Origin of the sequence: Pedobacter sp., assembly GCF_040513095.1 — a bacterium.
In the GTDB taxonomy this organism is placed as follows: domain Bacteria; phylum Bacteroidota; class Bacteroidia; order Sphingobacteriales; family Sphingobacteriaceae; genus Pedobacter.
Map to the genome: position 1 here is coordinate 1 of NZ_JBEVDX010000067.1, position 16085 is coordinate 16085.

13 protein-coding genes are annotated in these 16085 nt (G+C 43.4%); 6 read left to right on the forward strand and 7 right to left on the reverse strand.

Features of this window, described 5'->3' with window-relative positions; translation table 11 throughout:
* Nucleotides 1–1535: cytochrome-c peroxidase (locus ABWY16_RS08850; protein WP_353904284.1), on the forward strand; the 1535-nt coding region annotated here is incomplete at its 5' end.
* On the opposite strand, the gene dinB is transcribed toward ABWY16_RS08850, so the two are convergent.
* Nucleotides 1532–2638: a DNA polymerase IV gene (dinB, locus tag ABWY16_RS08855; protein WP_353904285.1), complete on the reverse strand. Its 1107-nt coding sequence runs from the start codon at nt 2636–2638 to the stop codon at nt 1532–1534. The two genes, ABWY16_RS08850 and dinB, sit on opposite strands and share 4 nt — an antisense overlap.
* A gap of 83 nt (nt 2639–2721) precedes the next feature.
* Between dinB and ABWY16_RS08860 the strand changes: the two genes are divergently transcribed.
* Together ABWY16_RS08860 and ABWY16_RS08865 are read left to right on the forward strand one after the other, a co-directional pair.
* Nucleotides 2722–6123: a trifunctional glycoside hydrolase family 18/polysaccharide deacetylase/glycosyltransferase family 2 protein gene (locus ABWY16_RS08860; RefSeq protein WP_353904286.1), complete on the forward strand. Its 3402-nt coding sequence runs from the start codon at nt 2722–2724 to the stop codon at nt 6121–6123.
* A 41-nt stretch (nt 6124–6164) separates the two neighbouring features.
* Nucleotides 6165–6494, forward strand: a complete 330-nt coding sequence (locus tag ABWY16_RS08865) for a hypothetical protein (protein WP_353904287.1) — start codon at nt 6165–6167, stop codon at nt 6492–6494.
* Between the two features lie 46 nt (nt 6495–6540).
* Here the strand turns inward: ABWY16_RS08865 and ABWY16_RS08870 are convergent, their stop codons facing one another.
* From ABWY16_RS08870 to ABWY16_RS08895, 6 genes are all read right to left on the reverse strand, one after another.
* Nucleotides 6541–7719, reverse strand: coding sequence for a metallophosphoesterase (locus ABWY16_RS08870; protein WP_353904288.1), 1179 nt, complete (start codon nt 7717–7719; stop codon nt 6541–6543).
* Nucleotides 7720–7730: 11 nt separating this feature from the next.
* The gene (locus ABWY16_RS08875; RefSeq protein WP_353904289.1) at nt 7731–8648 is read right to left on the reverse strand and encodes a cation diffusion facilitator family transporter; all 918 of its coding nucleotides are present in this window, start codon (nt 8646–8648) and stop codon (nt 7731–7733) included.
* A 73-nt stretch (nt 8649–8721) separates the two neighbouring features.
* Nucleotides 8722–9303, reverse strand: a complete 582-nt coding sequence (locus ABWY16_RS08880; RefSeq protein ID WP_353904290.1) for an RNA polymerase sigma factor — start codon at nt 9301–9303, stop codon at nt 8722–8724.
* Nucleotides 9304–9469: 166 nt separating this feature from the next.
* Nucleotides 9470–10831, reverse strand: coding sequence for an MATE family efflux transporter (locus tag ABWY16_RS08885; protein ID WP_353904291.1), 1362 nt, complete (start codon nt 10829–10831; stop codon nt 9470–9472).
* Between the two features lie 29 nt (nt 10832–10860).
* Nucleotides 10861–11493 (reverse strand): AlbA family DNA-binding domain-containing protein, encoded by a 633-nt coding sequence (locus ABWY16_RS08890; protein WP_353904292.1) that lies wholly within the window; start codon nt 11491–11493, stop codon nt 10861–10863.
* 24 nt (nt 11494–11517) lie between these two features.
* A complete protein-coding gene (locus tag ABWY16_RS08895; RefSeq protein ID WP_353904293.1) occupies nt 11518–12003 on the reverse strand; it encodes a DUF4442 domain-containing protein in 486 nt (161 codons plus the stop codon).
* A 120-nt stretch (nt 12004–12123) separates the two neighbouring features.
* On the opposite strand from ABWY16_RS08895, the gene ABWY16_RS08900 reads away from it, so the two are divergent.
* The 3 genes from ABWY16_RS08900 (at nt 12124) to gyrA (ending at nt 16082) form a co-directional block, all read left to right on the forward strand.
* Entirely contained in the window at nt 12124–12321 is a 198-nt protein-coding gene (locus tag ABWY16_RS08900; RefSeq protein ID WP_353904294.1) for a coproporphyrinogen III oxidase, read from the forward strand.
* Between the two features lie 137 nt (nt 12322–12458).
* On the forward strand, nt 12459–13355 hold the full coding sequence (gene hemF, locus ABWY16_RS08905; RefSeq protein ID WP_353904310.1) for an oxygen-dependent coproporphyrinogen oxidase: 897 nt from the start codon (nt 12459–12461) through the stop codon (nt 13353–13355).
* A 99-nt stretch (nt 13356–13454) separates the two neighbouring features.
* On the forward strand, nt 13455–16082 hold the full coding sequence (gene gyrA / locus ABWY16_RS08910) for a DNA gyrase subunit A (RefSeq protein WP_353904295.1): 2628 nt from the start codon (nt 13455–13457) through the stop codon (nt 16080–16082).
* Nucleotides 16083–16085 lie beyond the last annotated feature (3 nt).

Below are 16085 nucleotides of genomic sequence, written 5' to 3' on the forward strand. Positions count from 1 at the left end.
ACCGGCCGGCAAAAGTTGAGGTGGATGAGCCGTACATGGAATATCAGGAGCCTTCGGGTTTCCAGGTCATGGAGGTGTTACTTTTCAGTGATGACCCTTATTCGCACAGGAAAGAGCTGATGGAACAGGCAGATTTGCTTTCATCATCTGCCGCTGATCTGAATGCCTTACTTTATGATTTCCAGGGTACCGATAAGGAGCTGCTGGAGAGTGCACGTTTGGAACTGATCAGGGTAATCACCCTTGGTATTACGGGTTATGATGCTCCTGAACTGAAAAGCGGAATTGAAGAAGCTTATCAGTCGGTCGCCGCCATTCAGCAGGTGCTTCTGCCTTACCTGGCGATTGAAACCAGGCCCGGGGCTGCCGGTATTTCCGCGCAGCTATCCAAAACCCTGGAAAAGACATTGGTTTTTCTAAAGGAGCATCCGGAATTTGATGGGTTTAACCGGATGGATTTCCTGACTGTCTATGCATTACCTTTACAGGAACAGCTGGGAGTATTCATCAGCAGCCTGGATCTTTCTGTGAACCGGAAGAGCAGTTTAAATTATGAGGCAAAGCATATCTTTAGCAGGGATGCCATTCCTGCAGCAGCTTTTACGGCAATAAGTAAGGCGCAACCCACGAAAGTTGCTTTAGGAAAAAAACTGTTTTTTGATAACACATTATCAGGCAACCTGAAAAGAAACTGCAGCAGCTGTCACCGCACTGACAATTACTTTAGTGACGGATTAAAAACCAGTCTTGCCTTTGATGGTAAAAGCTTTGTGCAGCGTAATGCGCCAGCGTTGTTATACGCAGGCTTCCAGTATGCGCAGTTCTGGGATGGAAGAGTTAAAAGTCTGCCGGAGCAGATCAAAGCAGTAATTGCAAATCCGCTGGAGATGAATGGGAATCACGCTGTAGTCATTGCCGGTCTTAAAAAAAACAGCTACTATAGGGCGGACTTTCTCAAGGCCTTTCCGGCAGCAGCGGGCGATCCTGTGACTATAGACAACCTTGCAGCTGCACTGACGGCTTATATTATGGAACTGGCGCCTATGAATTCTGCTTTTGACAAGTACCTGTCGGGAGATAAACATGCGATGAGTGCTGAACAGCTGAAAGGCTTTAACCTCTTCATGGGGAAAGGTCAGTGCGGAAGCTGCCATTTTGCACCCTTATTCAATGGTCTGATTCCACCATTATATAAACGTACAGAATTTGAAGTTTTAGGCACACCTGCAAATGATGATTTTGAACACCTGATTAACGATAAGGATGCTGGGCGATACGGTTTTTTCTCTATAGACTACTATCGGGGCGCATTTAAAACGCCATCGGTAAGAAATGCAGCTATGACAGCTCCGTATATGCACAATGGTGTTTTTAAAGACCTGAATAAAGTTGTTGAATTCTACAATCAAGGGGGAGGGGCAGGGCTTCGTCTGGAAGTGCCACAGCAAACTCTTTCTGCAAAACCGCTGCACCTGTCTGATGCAGAAGTTGAACAAATTGTCGCTTTTATGGAAGCGCTGACAGATAAAATCTAAAAAAGTTCCAGCTGATCGGGATCTGTGATTTTAGAAGATGGCAGCAGATTACCGAAGTTACTGAGGGATATACCCAGCAATCTGACCTTGCTGTTCTCCAAATCTGCCCTGATCAGTAATTCCTTTGCTGTTTTTATGATAGCATGGTAATCGCCAATAGGGGTAACGAAGGACTGGTTTCTGGTGATCTGTGTAAAATCGTGAAATTTCACTTTGAGCGTCAGCGTCTTGCCTTTCAGGTTGTTCTTCTCCAGCCTGGCTGTGACTTTTTCTGCAATCTGTTCCAGTTCAGTAAACATTTCCTCCTGTGTAGACAGGTCTTCTTCAAAAGTATCCTCTGCACCCAGCGACTTGGTTTCGCGGTGCGGCTGAACAGGGCGCTCATCTATACCGCGTACAATTTTATAATAGAACTTCCCGGTCTTGCCGAAGCGCATGACCAGATCCTGTTCTGAAAGGAGCTTCAGATCCGCACCGGTATGCAAACCCATTTTCTTCATCCGGTCGGCCGTAACCTTACCTACGCCAAAGAACTTCTCCACCGGCAGCTTCTCCATGAAACGTTCTATTTTGGATGGGCCGATAAAAGTTAACCCGTCAGGTTTGTTCATATCAGAGGCAATCTTGGCGATAAACTTATTACTGGATACCCCGGCTGAAGCCGAGAGGTTCAGCTCATCCCTGATCGCGTCCTTAATCTGTTTTGCAATCTCAAGTGCAGATCCAATACTGAGCTTATCCTCTGTTACGTCCAGGTAGGCTTCATCCAGTGAAAGTGGTTCTATCAGGTCTGTGTATCGGTTAAAGATCTCCCGGATATGCACCGATACGCTCTTATAGGCATCAAACCTGGGTCTCACGAAGATCGCCTGAGGACAAAGCTGGATCGCCCTGCGGGCAGACATTGCAGAGTGTATCCCAAATTGTCTTGCTTCATAACTCGCTGTTGCTACCACCCCGCGTCCGTCAGGCGAGCCGCCTACAACTATAGGTTTACCCATGTACTGAGGGAAATCCCGCTGTTCAACGGCAGCATAAAACGCATCCATATCAATATGAATGATCTTGCGCTGAAGTGGTACCGGAATTTCTGCTGTTGTCATGAATGGTGGCTATCTGCAAATCTCCTGATTAAACACGGTTTTTTTATCAAATTCTATACCTATATTTGATTTTAATCTGAGAGATGCCAGATAAACAAATATTTCAAACTTCCGGTAAAAGTCGCTGGATTACCTTCCAGTGGGTAACCAGGCTATTGATTATCACATTTATTGTGGCTACTGCCTGTGTGGCTTACACGCTGGTATCCAATCACTATCCGGCCTTGCCTGTGATCAGCACTGCAACTACGCTCAGTACCAGGCAGATCGAACAGATCAGGAAATCAACTACCTACAAGGATTTTAAAATATCAAAAAAGAAGCTGCTGAAGATCAGGCAGGATCAGCAGGCACACCGTCTGAAACACCCGAACAACAAGGCGAGGATCAATGCCGGTTTCTATGTGAACTGGGACCCGCAGTCATTAACTGATTTACAGGATCATATCAGACAGCTTGATATGGTGGTGACCGAATCATTTTTTATAAAAAATGGTGCAGACACCCTGATTGATCAGGTTGACGGGGATGCCATGAAACTGATCAGGAGAAACAAAAAGACTGCCATTGCAATGGTATCCAACTTTAGCGGCGACAGCTTTGACGGCAATGCCATCCATAAGCTCCTGCAGGATCAATCACTGCAAAACAGGTTTATAGCTAACCTGATCAAATCTTTAAAAAGCTATGGATTTAAGGGTGTAAATATTGATTTTGAAGAGATCAAAGAAAGTTCTGATGCACCCCTGGCTTCTTTTCAGCAAAACCTGTATGAAAAACTGCATGCACAGAATATGATTGTATCGCAGGATATTTCACCTGATAACGACGATTACAACCTGGAAACGCTGGCGAAGTATAATGATTATATCTTCGTTATGGCCTATGACCAGCATACCGAAAGCAGCAATGCGGGAGATGTTTCCCATCAGCAATGGGTGGAAGAACAACTGGATAAGATCTGTGAGAAAATATCCTCTGAAAAGGTTATTCTGGCGCTGGCCTGTTACGGATATGACTGGCCGGATGGCGACGTAGGTAAGACCATAACCTATCAGCAGGCCATTGCAACAGCCAACAGATACAAGGGAAAAGTCAATTACAACCCTGTATCTGCTAACCTGAACTTTAGTTATACCGATGAATCTGCAATCAGCCATCAGGTATTTTTCACTGATGCAGCCACAAACTTTAACCTGATCAGGAAAGCGGACGACTGGGGGGTAGCAGGAGTGGCCCTCTGGAGAATGGGCGCAGAAGATCCGAGGGTCTGGACATTCATTTCAAAAAACCTGAGCATCGATTCCGTTAGGAAAACTGGTGTAGATCTCAAAAGGCTGACCCACATAGGATTGAATGACAGGGTTGATTATTCCGGAGAAGGCGAGATTCTGGATCTTGTATCAACTCCCAAAGCCGGAGAAATTGATGTAAAACTCGATACCGCCACTTACGAAATCAAGGATCAGAAGTATGTGGTTTTACCTACAAAGTACAGTATCCGCCGCTATGGTCACGCAGAAAAAACAATTGTGCTTACTTTCGATGATGGTCCTGATCCGGTGTATACGCCGCAGATCCTCGATATCCTGCAGGAAGAAAAGGTGCCCGGAAGTTTCTTTGTTGTAGGCATTATGGCCGAACAGAACATGGGACTGCTTTTACGAGAGTACAACCTTGGCCATGAAATCGGTAACCATACTTTTTTCCACCCTGATATGTCTAAAATGGGCGTAGAGCGGGTAAACTTTGAACTGAATGCTACCAGAAAGATCATTGAATCGGTGACAGGCCACAGTACAATTTTATTCAGGCCTCCCTATAATGCGGATGCAGAGCCGACCACATCGGCGGAGATTTTACCTGTGATGCAGAGCAGGAATGAAAATTACATCAACATTGGTGAATCAATAGATCCCGAGGACTGGTATCCGGGGATTACCGCAGACCAGATTTTTAATGCCGTTGTGAAACAGCAGAACCTGGGTAATATATTACTGCTTCACGACGCCGGGGGTAACCGCCAGGCCACAGTAGAAGCACTGCCAAGGATCATCAGATATTTTAAGTCAAAAGGATATAAGTTTGCTACAGTAGGACAGCTCATCGGTAAAAAACGTGATCAACTGATGCCGCCAGTAAAGCTTAGCAGCAGTGACTTTATCAGTTCCGGCGACGATTTGTTCCTCAAAACGTTTTCTTATGGCACACTGGCGCTTAACTTTATATTTATCATCGCCATCATACTGGCCATGCTGAGGAGCATCTTTATTGCAATACTGGCCATCAGGCATAAGAGTCTGGCCAGACATGAGGAAGAATTCCTTTTAAAGGACCCTGAAATGAAGGTGAGCATTATCATTCCTGCATACAATGAAGAAGTAACCGTTGTGCAGAGCCTCCGGAGCTTACTCAAAACTACTTACAAAAATGTTGAATTTATCTTCGTTGATGATGGATCAAAGGACCGTACTGTTGAACTGGTAAAAGAAAACTTCGGCCAGCTTGACAACCTGAGAATATTTACCAAAGCCAACGGTGGCAAAGCTTCTGCATTGAACTTTGGTATTGGACATTCTACCGCAGATTTTGTGATTTGTATTGATGCAGATACCCAATTGAAAACTGACGCGATTACCGAACTGATGCGATACTTCTATGACGAAGAAACAGCCGCAGTGGCCGGAACGGTAAAAGTAGGTAATAAAATCAACCTGATTACCAACTGGCAGAGCATTGAATATATTACAGCACAGAATATGGACAGGCGTGCATTCGACCTGCTGAATACCATTACCGTTGTGCCGGGAGCGATCGGTGCTTTCAGGAAAAAGGTGATCCAGGAAGTAGGTGGGTTTACCACAGATACTCTTGCCGAAGATTGTGACCTGACTATGCGTATCCTCAGGGCAGGACATGCGGTAAGAAACTGTGACCGGGCGATTGCTTATACCGAGGCTCCGGAAACAGTGAATATGCTCCTGAAGCAACGCTTCAGATGGAGTTTTGGTGTGATGCAGAGTTTCTGGAAGAACAGGAAGACTTTGTTCAACAAGAAATACGGGTACTTTGGAATGGTAGGCATGCCCAATATACTGGTCTATCAGATCATTCTTCCTTTGTTCTCACCGCTGGCAGATTTCTTTATGCTGCTATCAATGATCACCGGCCTGTTCTCTCTTTCATCCGTTAATTCGCTGAGCTGGGCAGGAGTGGGCAGCCTTCTGAGTTTGCACAACGGATTCGGACAGGTATTCTTTTATTACTGTATCTTCATCCTTGTTGATCTGCTGTTTGCTGGTATTGCCTTCAGGATGGAGAAAGAATCCTTTAAGAAACTGATCTACATCATCCCTCAGCGATTTTACTGGCGACAGCTGATGTACCTGGTATTGTTCAGGTCTATCCGAAAAGCATTAAAAGGAGAACTGGAAGGCTGGGGAGCGCTCAAACGCACAGGTAATGTGAGAGAACAGGGAACATAGTTGAACAGAAAGCAATATATAAATATCAAATAAATAATTAAATGACCAATACAAAAGAGACCTATCCGGATTTTAAAGAATTTTATACCAAGGCAGTGGAGCCGCTGAAATCGGAAAATGTGGCGTACATACGCCTGGATGGTAAGTTAAAAGGAGATACGAGAGTGATTTTCGCTTACTTTATGTATCAGGATAAAAAATGGAAGGTAAACGCAGATACACATATAGACAGGCTGAAGCTGGCCTATGACGAATTTGCCAAAGGTAATGATCCTTTTATCATCAAAACGGTACGTGACAACGCAGCAGAATACATAGCGATTAAGGGACAACCGGTAAGAAATGCCAAGTTGTCTATCTACGCAGTCTGAAACTTATCACCTGCAGCTGATGCACTGCATCATGCTGCAGGCCTGGTTATTTTTTCTTCAGCTCAATCACAGTGATTTCCGGCCAGATGCCGATTCTACCGGAAAATCCGATGAAACCAAATCCCCGGTTAATATTTATTACCCTGTCATTCTCAGTTTTCAGTCCTGCCCAATGCTTGTACCTGTATTTCACCGGGCTCCATTTGATGCCAAATGCCTCGAGGCCAAACTGCATCCCATGTGTGTGTCCTGATAGCGTGAGCTGAACCTTTGGTACAAAACTTTTAACCTGAGCTTCCCAGTGGGTAGGATCATGCGAAAGCAGGATTTTAAACTCTTCTGCAGTAGTGCCCGCCATTGCTTTTTTCAGGTCGCCGCGTTCCCCAAAACCTATACCCCAGTTTTCAACACCGGCAAGTACAATATGCTGATCATCTTTTGTAAGATGTACATGCTCATCAAGCAGCAGCCTGAATCCCAATTCCCTGTGGTATTGTTTCAACTGAAACAGGTTTTTAGCTTTGTCATTGCCCAGGTTACCCCATTTGATATAATCCCCGTAGTCATGATTGCCGAGAATAGAAAATTGTCCGTATGGTGCTTTGATCTGAGAAAAGTAAGTCAACCAGGGTTTAACTTCCTCAGCCTTATTATTGACCAGGTCGCCTGTAAAAACGAATAAATCAGCCTCCTGCGCATTGATTAAATTGATCCCGCGCTGAACAGCTTTGTGGTTGTTTAAGCTTCCGGCATGCACATCAGATATCTGAACCAGCTTAAAACCATCAAAACTTTGCGGAAGATCATCAAAAAACAAAGTATGCCGGATCACCTTATAATTGTATTTTCCGAAGATCATCCCATAAACAAAGAGAAATATTGTAAACAACATCAGCATAAAACAAGCTTCGACCCAGTACACGTTTCTTGGTACACCGGCGATAAGATCATAGGCATCACCCAGGAACAGCAGGATAGCCATCATAATCTCGGAGACCACCAGGGTAAACGCAATATGCACTGAAATCTTTAAAAACAGGTCCATCCCATGTTTGGCCATTCTGGCAAAACCGTAAAGGACTGCAGCGGTAATGACAGTAATGATGATCCAGAAAACAGGAGCAATATATGGGTTTGTACTTAAGGTTAAGATACCTGTAAGCACATACCAGTTGAGCAGGTAAATTATGAAAATAGTAATGGAAAATGGGAGCAGTCGTTTCATGATTGAGGGTACTAATATTTAAATTTGTGTGTAATTACTTCCGGCTGGATAATTACAAAATGTATTAAACTAAATTCCTTACGGATTTCCGAGCGTATGCGCTCAATTCCTTCGTTGATTTCCTGCGTGTCCAGATCATCCTTAAATGCAACTATCAGCATCAGCATCACGTCTTCCGGCGACTGGTAAGTAGAGATGATACGCATCACTTTGAGTACTGAAGCATCTTTTTCAGTGATCTCAGTTATACGCTGTTTTGAAGTATCCGAGATCCCTTCACCCATGAGGAGGCTTCTGCTTTCCCGGGCAAGGATCATAGAAACACCCACAAGTAACAGGCCTACCAGGAGTGAAGCCACACCATCCAGTTCGGGAATGTTATACTTATGACCGAAGAACATACAGATCATCACGATGAAAAGTCCGAGTACAGCAGCGCCGTCCTCAAAAAGCACAAGAAAACTTGAAGGGTCTTTACTTCTTACTATGGCTCTCCACCAGGTCTGACCCTCACGCGTCAGGTTAAACTCCCTGGCAGCAATAATCAGCGATGTTCCCTCAAAAACGACAGACAAAGCCAGCACCGCATAGTTCCAGGTTGGATTTCCAAGCGGTTCAGGGTTGATGATATGTATTATACCCTGGTAGATCGAAATTCCTCCGCCCAGGCCAAAGATCAGTATCGAAACGATAAATGAATAGAAGTACAACTCCCTGCCATAGCCGAATGGTCTTAAAGCATCTGCAGGTTTCTTGCTTCTTTTTAATCCGAACAACAGCAGAATCTGGTTGACGGTATCCACAAGTGAGTGTATGCCTTCGGATATCATGGCTGCACTGTTGCTAAATGCGCCAGCAGTAAATTTTGTGATTGCAATCAGGAGATTTGCCGCAAGGGCACTATAGATGGATTTATTTGATGAGGCCATAATTTGGGGTTACACCCAAAGGACAAACTACATACCACAATAACTGAAATCCAGAATTAAATTGCGGTTACCATTAAATAAAAAAGGCACGCAGCGTTTTAATAGACATGCGAATGCGTGTTTTAATGGTTCCGACCGGAATATTTAGTGCCGTGGCTACTTCAAGCTGTGTGTATCCCTGAAAATATACCATGTCGAGAATAAGTTTCTGTTCTGGTGTAAGTACTTCGATCAGTTGTTTTAATCCGATAAATTCGGGATGGAAGATGATCTGATACCGCTCATTGATTTCCACCGTCAATTCTGACAGCTCGTCATTCTTCAGGCTGTTAATTTCTCCGCGGCTTCTCAGGTGATCGATCGCGGTATTTCTGACAAGTCTGGACATCCAGGTAAATAGCCGGCCCTTTGTTGCGTCGTACTGGCCAATAGAATTCCATATTTTTAAAAATGATTCCTGTAGTACATCCTGTGCCACCTCTTCCTGTTTTACTACCTTGCATACGATACCAAGCAGCGAAGCAGAATAGGAGGAATACAACATTTCAAGAGCTTTGGTATCGCGGGCTACCAGGGATGCAACTAAAGTACTTTCCGGATCTGTGTAGAGATTATGATGTTGAGGTCCTTTAATCTTAGGTAAAAGTGCTAACATGATAACGTATTTAGGTCTGTCACTAATGTGTCAAAAAGCAAGCCTAATCGTATTTCTACTCCCTCAGGCTCTGCGATTACGTTTTATCCACGAAAATACTGTTTTGACAGTGGAAAATAATCAGAAGATCATGTATGCTTTTTAATTCAAACAGAAAAAAACAGGCCTAAGTAGTAAGCAGGAGCTTCTTTGTCCGGCTTTGAAACCTGAAAAACAGCAAAACTGAAGCAGTTAGCAGACCAAACGTCAGGCCATACCATATTCCGTTAACTCCGAAGCCAAGCCTGATGCCTAAAAAATAACCGAGAGGGATACCGATTATCCAATAAGCAATAAACGTTATGATCGTTGGATAGTTCACATCACCCATTCCACGAAGTACGCCCAGGCCGACAACCTGAGTACCATCAAAGAGCTGGAAAAAACCTGCAATGATCAGCAGCTGCGAGGCTATATTGATTACTGACATATCTTCAGTATAGATGTATGGCAAAATATCGCTGGCCAGAATGAAGATCAGCGCTGTGACCGCCATAAATGCGAGAATTACATGGTAACTTGCCAATGCGGATCTTCTCAGATCATTGTAATTATTCTTACCCAGGTTGTTTCCTGTTTTGATAGTAGCCGCAGAAGCTATACCGCTTGAAATCATATAGGTTATTGCAGCAAGATTGATAGCTACCTGATGCGCGGCCTGTTCTATTGCACCGATTGTACCAATGAGTATTGCCGCTCCGCTGAAAGCACTGATCTCGAAAGCATACTGTAAGGATACGGGTGCGCCAATCTTTAAGATTTTCAGGCTGCGCACTTTATCAAAAAAGCCAAATCTAAAGCCTTTGAGGTAAGCCTTAAAGTTTTTGGAATTAAAAACATAATAGGACATAACCACGCACATGAGTACCCTGTCTGTCAGTGTACTTATACCCACACCTTTTACACCCAAGGGGGAAATTCCAAACATTCCTTTTACCAGGATGACTCCCAGAATGATATTGATAACATTTCCCCAGATGGAAATATACATAGCCTGTTTGGTAAAGCCAAGTCCTTCAGTAAACTGTTTGAAGGTCTGAAAGATCATCAGCGGGATAATCGAAAGTCCAAGATACTGAAGATAAGGTTTTGCGTAGGCAACAACATCAGGTGACTGGCCAATATGGTCAATAATCAGAAGCGTACCGAAGTTGACAAATACATAGAGCAAAATGCCCATCGCAATATTTAGCAGTAAACTGTTTGACAGAAGCCTGCCGCATTCCTCCCGGTTATCGCTACCGTTTTCGCGGGCTATAAGAGGAGTGAGGCCATATGAAATTCCCAGACCCAGCACCAGGATCAGCATGAAGATACTGTTCACCAGTGAAACCGCGGCCAGTTGTATCGTTCCGGCAAAATGACCTACAATCACGCTGTCTGCCAGATGTACGAGGGTATGCCCAAGCTGTGAGACTACTATTGGTAAGGCTAACCTGAGATTATCGGCATAGTAGGGCTTGTATTTTAAATAAAGAGAGTGCAGCATGATATAGGTAATGAACCTTCAAAGGTAACCTATTTTGTTTCAATCCTGGTGAAATATTCTTCTTTCTCGGAGGTGTGGGGCTGAATCAGATCTGCAAGAATAAAGCTCACAAGGATCTTTTGTGCCTGTTTGTAGGAGCTTCTTGTGAGTTTGCTAAACTGTTTTAAGGTGATACGTCCTTCATCCCCAAGGAATTCCAGCAGTTTCTTTTCCTGATCGGTATAGGTGATCAGCTGGCCTGTCTGGGTGTGTTCATTTTTAAGCACATCTACAATGATTTTGCTGGCAAGGATACTTTTGTCTTTTACCCTGAAATAGACCCACCATTTTTTATTCTCGTCAAGCGCATAATGGGGTTTCGTATCACTCTTAGCTATTTTAGCTACGAGAACCAGTTTGCTGTCTACATATATTTCCTCGAACTCCGGTTCTATTGCCGGCTTGCAGAATTGGTGGGCCGATTTCATGATCATATACTTTTCTTCTTCTTCAGATTTTACGCCTTTGATACTCCCATCATCTGCCACGCCTATCAAAAGCTGGCCGCCCCTGTTGTTTGCAAAAGCAACTAGGCTCTTTGCAATCTTCTCATTATTGGTAATGGTTTTTTTAAAATCCAGTGTAGTTCCCTCGCCTTGTAAGATTAGTTTCCTGATGTTCATTTTTCTGGGTTTATGCGGGCATAATTAATAAGCTACCGGACCATTTTCTCCGCTATGCAGGTTTCTTATATAAACTTCGTTCATGACAGTAGCACAAACCAGGCCCTGATGATCTGTAACTTCTATAGGATAGGCTTTGATAAATTTGCCACTGCTGTTTAATGCACCGATCGCCTCATTTAACATTTCATCTGTGATTGCCAGCGTAAAATACAATGCTGATCGGCCAGGTTTAAGGTACTGGATGCTGGCACTTTTGAGCCATACACGAACCTTAAATCCCTCCCGCTGCAGCAGCTGGTCAAATAATATGGAATAAAAAGGATCGGTTGCGGCAAAGATTGTTCCTCCAAAAATGGATCCATTGTAATTTCTGTTGAGGATACTCATGCCGATTTTTATATCCGCAGCCCTGAACCCCTGATGGAACCTCTTTACCCAGATGCGCTGAAAAAAAAGTGGGGGATATACACGCATTGCCCATTTTAAAGTTTTTTCTGATACGATCATGACGCTTAAATATCAGAAAGATAATCCGGATTTTCATCACCACTATGTATGGATACAAAAAAATACTTTAAACAATAACGTATCAGGATTGTTGCAGGAGTAGAACAAATAGATCTCATTATGAAAAGAACGATTTTAAGTCTTGCTATTGCAGGTTCAATGTTATTAGCCGCCTCAGCATGCAACTCAACAAAAAATGTGTCAGGCTCGTCTGACAGCACCGTAGTTGATTCCTCAACGGTAACAACTCCGCCGGCAGATACGGCAATGAAAGACACTTCAAAAACTACTCCGCCAGATACTACGAAAACTCCATAGAGTTTTTTAACTTATACATGAGAGATGCTGTCCCCGGACGGCATTTCTTGTTTAAGTGTAAAATTGAAACACTTATATCCTGATCCATCCGCCATTAAATTTTATAAAACATAACTTTGATTTACAATTATTCGGTAATCATGTTTAAAGATCAAGTAGTAGAAGCGTACCAGAAAATACAGGATGATATCTGTCAGTCATTAGCCCTGGCTGATGGAAAAGGCAGTTTTGAAGAGGAAATCTGGACAAGGGAAGGCGGCGGAGGCGGACGCACGAGGATCTTTCAGAACGGAAATGTAATTGAAAAAGGTGGTGTGAATTTTTCTGCTGTTTATGGCAAACTGCCGGAAGCAGTTAAAAAAGCTTTCAAGGTAGACAGCGATGATTTCTTTGCCACAGGTGTTTCTATCGTGATCCATCCTTCCAATCCTTTTGTGCCCATCATACATATGAATATCCGTTATTTCGAAATGGATGAGCAAACCCGCTGGTTTGGCGGCGGCATTGACCTGACCCCACATTACGTGATTGATACTGATGCCCGTTACTTTCACCATTTACTCAAACAAACCTGCGACGAGTTTGATTCCTCATTTTATCCTAAGTTCAAGAAGCAGGCCGATGATTATTTTTTTATCAAACACCGGGAAGAAACACGCGGCATTGGAGGAATATTCTATGACCGCCTGAAACCTGATAATACGGGTCTCGACTGGGAACAGCTTTTCAATTTTTCTCTGGGTGTAGGCAATACATTCATACCTATATATACAGAACTGATCGACAGGAACAGGGATACTGAATTTACTGCCGCAGAACAGGAGTGGCAATACCTGAGAAGGAGCCGGTACGTAGAATTCAATCTGGTGTACGATTCGGGCACAAAATTCGGTCTGGAAACCAATGGCAGGATAGAATCGATCCTAATGAGCTTACCACCAACGGTAAAGTGGGCTTACAATCACAAACCTGCAGAAAGCAGTCCAGAGGCTGAAACTCTTGGCAAGTTGATAAAAGGTATAGACTGGGCTTAATTTTTTTCCACAATACGCTTAAACAGCAATATTTTCTTAAATTCGCAAGGTTATAACATTACCTTATTCAAATCGTTTTTAAACGAACATTAATTTTTTATGGCAGAAGATTTAGAAAATCAGGAAAACGACAAAATTATAAAGATTGATATAGACGAGCAGATGAAGTCTGCTTACATCGATTATTCGATGTCAGTTATTGTATCAAGGGCGTTACCTGATGTACGCGATGGATTAAAACCAGTGCACCGTCGTGTACTTTACGGGATGCTTGATCTCGGTTTGGCAAACAACAGGCCTTACAAGAAATCAGCCCGTATTGTTGGAGAAGTACTCGGAAAGTATCACCCGCATGGTGACTCTTCGGTATATATGACCATGGTTCGTATGGCACAGCCATGGAGCTTAAGATATTTGCTGGTAGATGGTCAGGGTAACTTTGGTTCCGTTGACGGTGACTCTCCGGCAGCAATGCGTTATACTGAAGCAAGATTTCAGAAGATTGCCGAAGATATGCTTGCGGATATCAATAAAGATACAGTAGATTTTCAGCTTAACTTTGATGACTCCCTGCAGGAGCCTACAGTATTGCCTGCTAAAGTGCCCAATCTGTTGATCAACGGGGCTTCTGGTATTGCAGTGGGTATGGCAACAAATATGCCCCCTCACAACATCACTGAAGTAATCAATGCAACCATTGCATATATTGAAAACAACGAGATCACTATACCTGAACTGATGAAGTTCGTGAAAGGACCGGATTTTCCTACCGGTGCCCTGATCTATGGATATAATGGTGTTCAGGAAGCTTTTGAAACCGGCAGGGGACGGATCGTTATGCGTGCCAAAGCTGAGATTGAAGCAGTGAAGGACAGGGAAGTAATTATTGTTACTGAAATTCCTTACCAGGTGAACAAAGCGATGATGATTGAGCGTACTGCTGAATTGATCGGGGAAAAGAAAATTGAAGGAATTTCCAATATTAAGGATGAGTCCAACAAAGATGGTATCCGTATCGTTTATGAAATTAAACGCGACGCGAATGCTTCTATCGTCCTGAATAACCTGTTTAAACAGACTGCATTGCAGACTTCATTCAGTGTAAACAACATTGCGCTGGTAAACGGAAGACCGCAGATGCTGAACCTGAAAGACCTGATCAGGCATTTTGTTGACCACAGACATGACGTAATTGTACGCCGTACGAAATTTGAACTGAACGAAGCTCAGAAACGTGCACATATCCTTGAAGGTTTACTCATTGCCTTAGACCACCTGGATGAAGTAATTAAACTGATCAGGGGCTCAAATACACCTGAGGAAGCAAGGGTAGGATTAATGGAACAGTTTGGTCTGAGCGATATTCAGTCGCGTGCGATTCTTGACATGACCCTGCGCCGTTTGACAGGTCTGGAAAGAGACAAGATCAAAGATGAGTACAACGAATTGATGAAAACTATTGAGTACCTCAATTCAATCTTAGCTGACGAAGGCCTGAGAATGCAGATCATCAAAGATGAACTGACAGAAATGGTGGAGAAATACGGTGATGAGCGCAGGACACAGATCGTTCATTCTGCAGAAGACATGAGCATGGAAGACTTCATCGAAGATGAAGAAGTGGTGATCACAATCTCTCATGAAGGTTATATCAAACGTACACCTGCTACAGAATACCGTACACAGGCAAGGGGCGGTAAAGGCTCTAAAGGTAGTGATTCAAGAAATGAAGATTTTATTGAACACCTGCTGATTGCGAGCAACCACAACTATATGTTGTTCTTTACTGAAACAGGACGTTGTTTCTGGCTTAGGGTATATGAGATCCCTGAAGGATCACGGTTAAGCAAAGGAAGGGCAATACAGAATATCATTAATATTCCGAAGGAAGAAAAAATCAAGGCTTATATTAAAGTCAAGAACCTGAAAGATCAGGAATACCTGGAGAATAATTATATCATCATGTGTACCAAAAAAGGAACGATTAAGAAAACTTCGCTTGAAGCTTATTCGAGACCAAGGGTAAATGGTATCAACGCCATTAATATCAATGAAGGTGATCAGTTACTGGAAGCAAGTTTAACCAGCGGTTCAAGTGAAATTGTGATGGCATTACGCTCAGGCCGTGCGATCAGGTTCAATGAAAGCACCGTCCGCCCGATGGGAAGAACAGCAACAGGAGTGAGGGGTGTTACTTTAGCACACGATAAAGACGAAGTAGTAGGTATGATCGCTGTTGATGATGCATCTGCAACTGTAATGGTGGTATCTGAAAAAGGTTACGGAAAACGTACAGATATCGAAGCTTACCGTGTAACTAACCGTGGTGGTAAAGGGGTTAAAACCATTACGATCACCGAAAAAACAGGTGACCTGATTGCAATTAAGAGTGTAACGGATGACGATGACCTGATGATCATCAACAAATCGGGTATAGTAATCCGTATTGTGTTAAGCCATTTGAGAGTAATCGGAAGAGCGACACAAGGTGTTCGTCTGATCAATTTAAAAGGAAATGATGCCATTGCATCAGTAGCCAAAATTGAACATGAGGATGATCCGGAAGAAGAAGTGTCTGAAGATGTACTGATCACAGCAGATACAGCTGTTTTGCCTGGAGAAGGAGAAGCTGCTGGCGGTGAAGATGCTGAAGCAGAGGAGGAAGATGATGATGAAGAAGAGGATGATTCTGCTGAAGACGGCGAAGACGCTGACGAAGAAAAATAGAGT

What these genes read in the sequence shown, in the direction of transcription:
- dinB (WP_353904285.1), bottom strand. Translation starts at nt 2,638, where the DNA reads ATGACAACAGCAGAAATTCCGGTACCACTTCAGCGCAAGATCATTCAT.
- ABWY16_RS08885 (WP_353904291.1), bottom strand. Translation starts at nt 10,831, where the DNA reads ATGCTGCACTCTCTTTATTTAAAATACAAGCCCTACTATGCCGATAAT.
- ABWY16_RS08875 (WP_353904289.1), bottom strand. Translation starts at nt 8,648, where the DNA reads ATGGCCTCATCAAATAAATCCATCTATAGTGCCCTTGCGGCAAATCTC.
- ABWY16_RS08895 (WP_353904293.1), bottom strand. Translation starts at nt 12,003, where the DNA reads ATGATCGTATCAGAAAAAACTTTAAAATGGGCAATGCGTGTATATCCC.
- ABWY16_RS08870 (WP_353904288.1), bottom strand. Translation starts at nt 7,719, where the DNA reads ATGAAACGACTGCTCCCATTTTCCATTACTATTTTCATAATTTACCTG.
- gyrA (WP_353904295.1), top strand. Translation starts at nt 13,455, where the DNA reads ATGGCAGAAGATTTAGAAAATCAGGAAAACGACAAAATTATAAAGATT.
- ABWY16_RS08890 (WP_353904292.1), bottom strand. Translation starts at nt 11,493, where the DNA reads ATGAACATCAGGAAACTAATCTTACAAGGCGAGGGAACTACACTGGAT.
- ABWY16_RS08860 (WP_353904286.1), top strand. Translation starts at nt 2,722, where the DNA reads ATGCCAGATAAACAAATATTTCAAACTTCCGGTAAAAGTCGCTGGATT.
- ABWY16_RS08865 (WP_353904287.1), top strand. Translation starts at nt 6,165, where the DNA reads ATGACCAATACAAAAGAGACCTATCCGGATTTTAAAGAATTTTATACC.
- ABWY16_RS08900 (WP_353904294.1), top strand. Translation starts at nt 12,124, where the DNA reads ATGAAAAGAACGATTTTAAGTCTTGCTATTGCAGGTTCAATGTTATTA.
- ABWY16_RS08880 (WP_353904290.1), bottom strand. Translation starts at nt 9,303, where the DNA reads ATGTTAGCACTTTTACCTAAGATTAAAGGACCTCAACATCATAATCTC.